The organism is Chondromyces apiculatus DSM 436, assembly GCF_000601485.1.
Lineage (GTDB): Bacteria > Myxococcota_A > Polyangia > Polyangiales > Polyangiaceae > Chondromyces > Chondromyces apiculatus.
In genome coordinates this window covers 1-8,220 of record NZ_ASRX01000143.1, presented here as the reverse complement: position 1 = coordinate 8,220, position 8,220 = coordinate 1, and the positions used below count along the sequence as shown (strand labels likewise).

The 8,220-nt window shown below is 68.0% G+C and carries 4 protein-coding genes; all 4 read right to left on the bottom strand.

Annotated features, from left to right (window positions below):
* Positions 1 to 529 (bottom strand): hypothetical protein (locus CAP_RS42925; RefSeq protein WP_044252496.1); only part of this gene is annotated, 529 nt, incomplete at its 3' end.
* Between the two features lie 63 nt (positions 530 to 592).
* The gene (locus CAP_RS42920; protein ID WP_044252493.1) at positions 593 to 1,339 is read right to left on the bottom strand and encodes a siderophore-interacting protein; all 747 of its coding nucleotides are present in this window, start codon (positions 1,337 to 1,339) and stop codon (positions 593 to 595) included.
* A 160-nt stretch (positions 1,340 to 1,499) separates the two neighbouring features.
* Positions 1,500 to 2,387, bottom strand: coding sequence for a hypothetical protein (locus tag CAP_RS42915; protein WP_044252490.1), 888 nt, complete (start codon positions 2,385 to 2,387; stop codon positions 1,500 to 1,502).
* A gap of 1,049 nt (positions 2,388 to 3,436) precedes the next feature.
* Positions 3,437 to 8,220 (bottom strand): metallophosphoesterase (locus tag CAP_RS46870; RefSeq protein WP_156041682.1); only part of this gene is annotated, 4,784 nt, incomplete at its 5' end.

Sequence of the window (8,220 nt, the reverse complement as noted above, 5' to 3'; positions counted from 1 at the left end):
ACCGCGCGAGCCACGCCGCTTCCGTGTGCTCGTCCAGCCCTGCCGCCTCGAACGCCCCGTACAGCCCCTCGGACGCATCCCAGCCTGGCGCGAGCCCCAGCTCCTCGGGCGTCGCCGGCATCCCCGCAGCCGCCAGCGCCTCGCGCAGCGCCACGTAGCTGGCCACCGCGCACACCACCGCCGCGCCCGCAGCAGGCGACGCAAGCTCACTCGCATGCGCGTCCTCCGCTGCCGTCTCCACCGCCCTGTACGCGGCCTCCGCCCACCTCCAGAGCGCCTCGACCGAGCCTCCCGCATGAAGCCACGCCCGCGAGGCAGCCAGCGCCTGCACCGGAGCCTTCCGGAAGGACCGCGCTTCTTCCTCGTCCTCCCCCTCCCCCTCCAGCGCCGCAAGCTCGCGCGCGTAGCGCTTCCACGCGGGCAGCACCATCTCCGCGGCAGCCGCGAGCGCCACCACCTGCTCCCGCGGCGTCGCCTCCACCAGCCACGCACACGCGAGATCGAGCCTCTCCGGCGCCGCGCCCTTCATGGCGTCCTCACGTTAGCCGAAGAGACCACCCCTGGAACATCAGCGAAGCCAGAGGCGCAACGGTCAGTCGAGCCCTCGTTTCCCGACCGACCAGTACGCCTTCACCTTCTGCCCCGCGCACGGCGCAGGGCGCGCCTTGAACGCCGCGCGCAGCACCTGGATCGACTGCGCCTTCCCCGTCAGCACCAGGTGCGCCCGCGGGCTCTCCCCGAGCGCCTCGCGCAGCCGCGCCTCCACCGCCGCGAGGTGGCTCCCTGTCCCGGTCTTCTCGACCAGCACCGCCTTGTCGAGACCCAGCGCCTCCACCGCGACCTTCGCCGCGTCACCTGCCGACACCTCGAACACGCACGCCGACGCGCCCGACGCGCCCGACGCGCCCGACGTCCCTCGCGCCTCGGACGCCGCCCGCGCCACCCCGAACGAGGTCTCGTCACCGAAGATCACCAGCGCCCCATCGAGCGACGCGAGCGGCAACGACCCGCGGGGCCCGAACACCCGGATCCGATCCCCGACCTTCGCCCCCCTCGCCCACCGCGCCCCTGGCTCGTCCCCGTGCAGGAACGTGAGGAATTGCATCGCCCCCTCTACCCTGTCGAACGCGAACGGCGTGTACGTCCGGGACCCCACCTCTGGCAGCATCACCTGCACCTTGTCGCCCGCGCTGAACGACGCGCCCCGAAGCTCGGCCCCGGCGAGCGTCATCTTCCGGAAGCTCGGCGCCACCTCCACCAGCTCCGTCACCGCGACCTCGCGAAACAGGAGCTTCCCCAGCGCGTCACCCAGGAATGCCTTTGCGCCCTTGAAGGCCATGTGTGGTGCCTCTCCTCCGACCGCGCGGCGCCCCATCCACCGCCACCCCCCTGGACACTACCGACGCCGCTCCACCGGGTGTGTGAAGAAGTGTTCAGGAGCGACCTCCCGCCCCGACACCCCGGTCACGAAGGCGTCACGCTCACGCTCACGCTCACGCTCACGTCGCGGTGAACAGCTCCCGCGCATCTCCGACCACCGCCGCGCGGCACAGCCACCCATCCAGCTCCACGGAGTCCTCGCTGCCGAGCACCCGTGCGCGCACGTCCTCCGGCACCACGATTCCCCGGGCGCCGAGCACCTTCAGGACGGCCTCCGCCGCAGTCCTGAGCGACCCTTCCGCATCGCCCTGTGCTTTTACCATGCGAAGCAGCTCGCTCTGGGGCTCGTACCCGCCTTTCACGTCCACCTCCAGGGTCCGTTTCGTCTCCTCATTCAGGCTTAGTAGCACCAGATCCAGGTATTGCGTGGCCCGATCCTCACCGAGCTTGTCCACGAGCCCGTGAGCGGCACCCAGAAACGACCTGGCGATTGCCCCACCCGCGTCACTCTTCCCGTGCATGAGCGCTGAGAGCACCGCCATCTCTGGCCTGGCGAGCACCTCCTCGACGTCGCGCACCACCGGCACCTGCTTCGGCCCCAGCACCAGCGGCTCGAGCACGAACCCCGGGTGGCCCGTCTCAATCGGCCGCGCACACCAGGCCGCCACCTCCGGGCTCGTGGTCACCACCATCAACAAGGTCGGGCACCGGTAGCGCGCATGCACCCCGGTGAGATAAACCAGCCAGGTAGCGAGCTTCCTCGGATCCTCGGACAGTTGCACCTCGACGATGATCGCGAGCGTGTTCTCCCCATTCTCTCCTTTGCACAGCACCACCAGGTCTGCCCGTCGCTCGACCGGCGTCGTCTCCGTCGCATCCCCTGAGACGACCACCGCCCCCGCGAGCGAAGACATCACCTGCTGAAAGCTCTCGCTCCTGCGTTCTCCGAGGAGACTGAGGTTATCGCGGATGAGCATGAGCAGAGCTTCGTGCGTCGTCGAGGGCATGTCGTTCTCCTTCGGAAACAGCGCACAGGCGCATCCACGCCGGTGACGCCGCCGCACCACTGTCCACTGGCAACTGCTAGCGGGCGTGAGATCTACGACAGTCCTCGCGCCGATGCCTAGTACCATTATTCAGTTCATTCAAAACATTCCCCTCGCCACACGTGATTTTATGGGGAACTTTTCCCATCGAGCACGCAATACAAACTGCCAGGCCAACGGGGTTGCCAGGCATGTTTTTCTTCAGGCCGTCACACGTGAGAAAAAACGTGGTTTCCGCGTAAGTAGTCGGAGGATTCACGCCATGCGCCATCCTCACGCCCCCCCGCCCTCCTGGGGTAAGCCTCGATACAGCCCCTCTCCACGCACCAGATACATCCTGCTTATCGACGTGAGCCTCGATACAGCCCCTCTCCGCCCCCCCCTCCCTATCGAGGTGATTCCCGATACAACCTCTCTCCGTCTCAGGCCGAAGCTCGGAACTGCCCTTCGGCAGACCATGCGATGCCCTCTCCAATCCGCCCCCCCCGCACGTATTACGCGGATCACTGTCAGAGCATGCGTGGTTGCGTTGAGAGTCGCTCTTTTCAGGGCCAGTTACCGGCGGGGTTGTTCAAGCGTGAGTGCCTGCTGGTGATTGGCCACGCGGTGCGGTTCCGGTGCCCGCTGTCGCTTCTCCCTGAGCAGGCTGGCTGCGACAGCGAGCACGCGAGCACCCAGGCGCATGGCTCCTTGGCCCTGAGCGCCCCTTCTCGGAGCCCCTCGTCCCGGCCTTCCTGTCGCCCCTCTTGCCGCCCCTCGGCCACGTAGCTGCGCGCGAACGCGCTCTGGGACTGGTAACCGCTCTTCATCATTGCCCCCAGGCTCCGCTTCGCCGCCTCGTTCAGCGACGGTAGTACCACTGTCCATGTACAGCCGCCGTTGCTCCTGCCCGAGCCCCGCAGCCCCGGCCAGCGCCGCGAGCGCGACATTCGCCGGAGGCACGCACGCCGAGGGAACGCATCCCACCTTGCGCGCGCTCAGCTATCCACGACGCACATGCAGAGGAAGCACTACCGTCGCCACTTCAGCCTTGGAATCACGTGCTCGGCGTACGAGTGCCCCTTGGGGACGTTCTCGGTGTCCTGCCGGAAGTCACGGTTCCTGTCCGAGTACCGCCGCGGGTAGATCCGCGCCTGCAGCGTCCCATCGCCCCCGTCCACGATGGCGCCGAACGAGTAGCCGTGGCCGAATGCCGTCCCTGGCGCCGCTGCGTCTCCGTGCACTGCGCCGGCCACGACGCGCACGATCCCCATCCCTCCTCCCGCAAGGAGCGCCTCCGTCTCGTGGTCGTGCACGTGCCCCGTGAGGTGCAGGTGCGCCCTGCTGCGCAGCTCGTGGTCGACGTCCCGCTGGTCCGCGAGCCAGCCGTGCTGCGAGGGGTGATGACCGAGCACGAGCACCAGCTCGTCCTCCGCGGGCGACGGACCCGTGAGCAGCTCGGCGACCTGCGTCTTGCCGACGCGGAGCTTGCCCTGATCCTTGTCGTCGGCCGCGAGCAGGGCGGTGTTCAGGCCGACCAGGCGTACCTTCAGGCCTCCGACACCCTCCACCCGGGCACGCCACCAGAGCGGGGCTTCCGGTCCCGGCGGAGTGCCCAGGCAAGCAGGGCCCATGGCCTTCACGAAGTCGAGGTAGGCGCGCTGCCGCCCCGCCAGGAGGGCACGATCGCCGGCATCCGTGAGGACCTCGTCCAGCGACTCGTCGTTCTCGCGAAGGTCACGGAGAAGTCGCTTCGTCGTCCGATCTTTGTCGGCGTTGCGGTCGACGTCGTGGTTGCCGGGCACCACGAAGATCTTGTCAGCATCGACCCCGACGAGGCTGGCCACCTCGTGCAGCCACGCCCTGGCTTCCTCGTACTGCGCGGTCTGTGCGCTCCAGGCGATGTCGCCCGTCACCAGGATCATGTCCACCCGCGGCACGCCGATGTCGCGGTACGTGGCGACGTCGGCCCGGAACTTGTCGAGGACGAGCTTCCGATCGGCGCGGTGCCCCGCGCTCGGGTGCCCGAAGTGGATGTCCGAGAGGTGCAGCCAGGTCAGCAGCGGTGCAGGCACGGGCGGGTCTGCGGGCGCGGGATGGGCCGCCTCTGCAGCGCTGCTCGCCGCTGTGGCTGTTGACACCGAAGGCGGCGAGGTCGAGCCGCCCGCGGCGCTGGGCAGGGACGCTTCCAAGAGGCTATCAAGGCCGCCTTCCCGGGTGTCGAGCAGATGCCGCCAGCGCGTTCCGTTCCCGTCTAGCTGGATGCCGGTCATCAGCGAGGCATACTGTGCATGCACCATCGCCAACGCGCCCTCTGCGCCACGTAGGCCACCCAGGTTGCGCTGGATATCATCAGCGAATTGCTGCCATGACCAGGCCACCAGGTGGACGTCGACGGGGTGGCGCTCGAACCAGGCCGTTATTTTCTCCTCCGGGAGGCCCTGTCGGGGAGCCAGGCACGCCATGTAGCGCGCGTAGGCGAACAGGTGGTGAAGTAGCGCAAACTCTTGCATGCGCCCGAGCAGCGAGGCGAGGCCCAAAGGGTTCTCCAGATGAACCTGCAGCGCCTGCACGCCAATCTTCATGTCCAGTTCCGCCGGCAGGATAGGACGCGTCCATGCCCATTCTTTCCAGAAGTGCTCTTGATTTATCAACCAGAGCACGCGGGCATCGTCCTTGAGTACTTCCTTGATCTGCGTTTCACCACCGCCCGAAGATCCCGCGATACCGAGCCCACGGCCGAAGTTCTGAACGAAGAGACGAGCAAGGTCGCGTTCGAATCCGCGACCGAAGTCGCGAACAAAAGCGCGCGCGAACTCTTGGTCGTAATAACGACTGAAAGTGTAAAGAAGGGAGCGACCGAAGTCACGACCGAAGTCACGGCTAAAATGCTTGCCAAAATCGCGAGTGAAGGCACGCAGAAGGACATGACCGAAGTCGCGGTTGATGTCGTCGCCGAGGTATAGACCCATGTGGCGGGTGAAGTCGGCGACATATCTACGACCGAAGAAATGGACGAATACAGCAGACATTTGATCAAGCATCGATTCGAACAAGGTCGGAGTAGGAGTGAAATGCATCAGCATTTCCTTCATCCACGTGCTCGCCCAGCGCACTCGTGGAGATCCAAAGGGATCAATCGCGGCATGGTGTATCTCCAGCCGCTCCGAGGCCAACGATACAGCGTGCAGAACGCGCTGACGTGCCGCTCCTCCGACCTGCGCAAACTGATCTTCCGGCACCAATGCTCCCGCGAACGGGATGTCGAGCTTGTACAAGGGATCCTCCACGTACAAACGCCCGGTCTGGATGAAGAGACTGCACGCATCGCTGGCCGCATGTGCCGCCGCGAAGACCCGCCGCGAGGCTGCCTCCTCACTGAGCTTGCGCCGCATCCAGTTCGTGGCCCCCTGCACCGCGAGCGGCCCAGGTGCCTGCCCAGCACCGGTAGCCCAGCCCAGGGTCAGCTCATAGAGGGTCGCCCCTTCCAGCGCCGCGAAGACCGCATCCCAATCCTCGACCTTCACACCAGCGAGCACCGGCGCCAGCGCGGGCTCGGCCACGAGCGCTGCCAGATGCGGCAGCACCTCCGGCAGGCGCGGGCTCGCCTGTACGCGCGCCACGGCCTCCTCGGTGAGGCCGAAGAGCTTGATCTCCAGGTGCAGGCAGGCCACCGCCTCCTCCACGGGCGCTTCCCGGGTCCCCCGCACCGCCGCTGCCAGCAACTCGGCCAGGACCTTGCCCGAGGCAGGAGAGAACAGCTTCACCTCCTCCAGCGCCGTGAACCACACCCCGGAGAACGCCGGGCTCGCCGCCCAGAGCTGGATGGCCCTGGTGAGGATCTGCCGCCGGTCCCGGTCCGTGAAGGTCAGGTTGTCCCGCAGGGCGCGCGTCAGCGTCAGCCAGCCCTCGGGCGCGTCCCTCTGCTCCAGCTCCCGAAAGACGACAGCCATGATGGCATCGAATGCCCTGTTGCCACCGCCACCCGCCATGCGCTGCACCACGTACAGCCGCAGCAGCAACACCTCTTCCCAGGCGGGATCGCCCAGGTGTTCCACGAAGAAGCCCGGGTTGTCGTGTTCTGTGGGCGCGCAGGTGAACACCCACGCGGCCAGGTACTCCTGGAAGGAGAGGTGCAGGAACGAAAGCTTGCCGCCGCCGCGATCGAGCAGGAGCCCAGCCCGGTCCCCGATGAAGTCGAGGAAATGCCGCATCTCCTCCCGCGCGTCCGCAAGGCCGATGTGGGGCCGCTCCCGCTGGCTCTGCTCGAAGTGGCGCCGCGCCAGGCAATCGAGGGCCTCGTCGCGTGCGATGAGCCCCCGGGCCTCCTCGCCCCTCAGCTCCGGCCTGCCCTGAATGTGCAGCGCCAGGTGGGCCAGGTAGTCCTTCTGGCGCTCCTGGTGCAGCCCGAGTTCCTCGAACGGGTGCCGCTCCACGTGACCGTCCGGCCCTTGCTTCGCCTCCAGCCAGCTCCGCAGCAGCATCTCCACGCACTGCTCGTACAGCCGGCCGCGATCCTGGGGCAGATCCCCCACCACCCGGTGAATGAACGCCATCAACGTGAGCAGCAGCGGGTTGCCCGCCAGGCGCCGCACCCCGCTGGTGCGGAAGATGGCCCGGTGCAGCGAGGCCCGCTGCTCCTCCTGCTCGCGGGGATTGTCAGGGATCTGGAGCGCGTACCAGCGCCGGAGGAAGTCCTCCACCTGGTCGTCCCGGAGCGGCTCGACGCGCACGTGCGCGAACACCCGCTCGGGCAGGGCCACGTCTGGCGTGTAGCCGTAGACGCGCGAGGTCACCCAGGTGGCGCAGCGCGGGTACTCCGCCTGGAACCGGCGGATATCCTGGGCGATGCGGCTCCGGGCCGCGCTGCTGCCCACCTCGTCGAGCCCGTCGAGCAACACCGTCGCCTGCCCCAGCCGCAGCACCGCGTCGAAGAGGGCCGGCCTCGCCTCGGGGAGGCTCAGGTCCGTGCGGGCCCGGAGGGCGAGGTAGCCGAGGAAGGAAAGCTCGGGGTTCTTCACGCGCTCCAGCGCAAGCTCGCGCAGCGAGAGAAAGAGCGGCACGCGGGGAGGCTCGGGGACGCCATCCAGCGACACCGCCCCGGCGCTGCACAGGGTCAGGAACAGGAGCAGCGTGGTCTTGCCCATGCCCGGATCCCCGAGCACCACCACGCTCCGCCCCTCCCTCACCAGAGCGCCGAGGCCTTGCCGCTGCTCGCGGTGCTTCTCCGGCACGAAGCTCAGGGGGACGAAGATGTCCTTGAGCTGGATGCCCCGCAGGTCCCGCTGCCGCAGCACCTCGGGCGGCAGACCGAGCAGCCGCACATGTTCGTGCCGAGAGGCCACCTCCTTGCGGTAGTGCTCGGCGAGCGCGCGCAGATCCGTCCTCTCGGGGACGTCGCTCACCCGGTGCGCGTGCTCGGGGCAGTGGTACGCGACCAGCGACGGGAACCGCCTCATCAGACCGGCCACCTCGGGGCCGTCGAGGGCAACCGGCGCGCGCCTCCTGACCGCTCCCTCCTCCAGCCGCACCTGCACCTCGGCATCGCAGAGGTCGTCCAGGAGGTCGGCCTGCTTGCCGCGCCTGCCCTTGCGGCGCGAGGTCCCATCGAGCAGGTCGGCCTGCTCCACCAGATCGCTGAGCAGCGCCTGGCACCGCGCTTCTCCCTCCGGCCCCGCCGGGAACAACGCACTCAGCGACGGCAGCAACCTCTCCTGCGAGGCCTTGGCCGGCGTGGCCGGGTTGACCTCTGCGGCCGACGCAGCGCCCTTCGCAGCCTTCTTCCTCCCGCCCCCGTCCTTGCTCCCGCCCCCGT

Bases quoted from the DNA above. Each gene is read 5' to 3' on its own strand.
- CAP_RS42920 (WP_044252493.1), bottom strand. From the start codon at position 1,339: ATGGCCTTCAAGGGCGCAAAGGCATTCCTGGGTGACGCGCTGGGGAAG.
- CAP_RS42915 (WP_044252490.1), bottom strand. From the start codon at position 2,387: ATGCCCTCGACGACGCACGAAGCTCTGCTCATGCTCATCCGCGATAAC.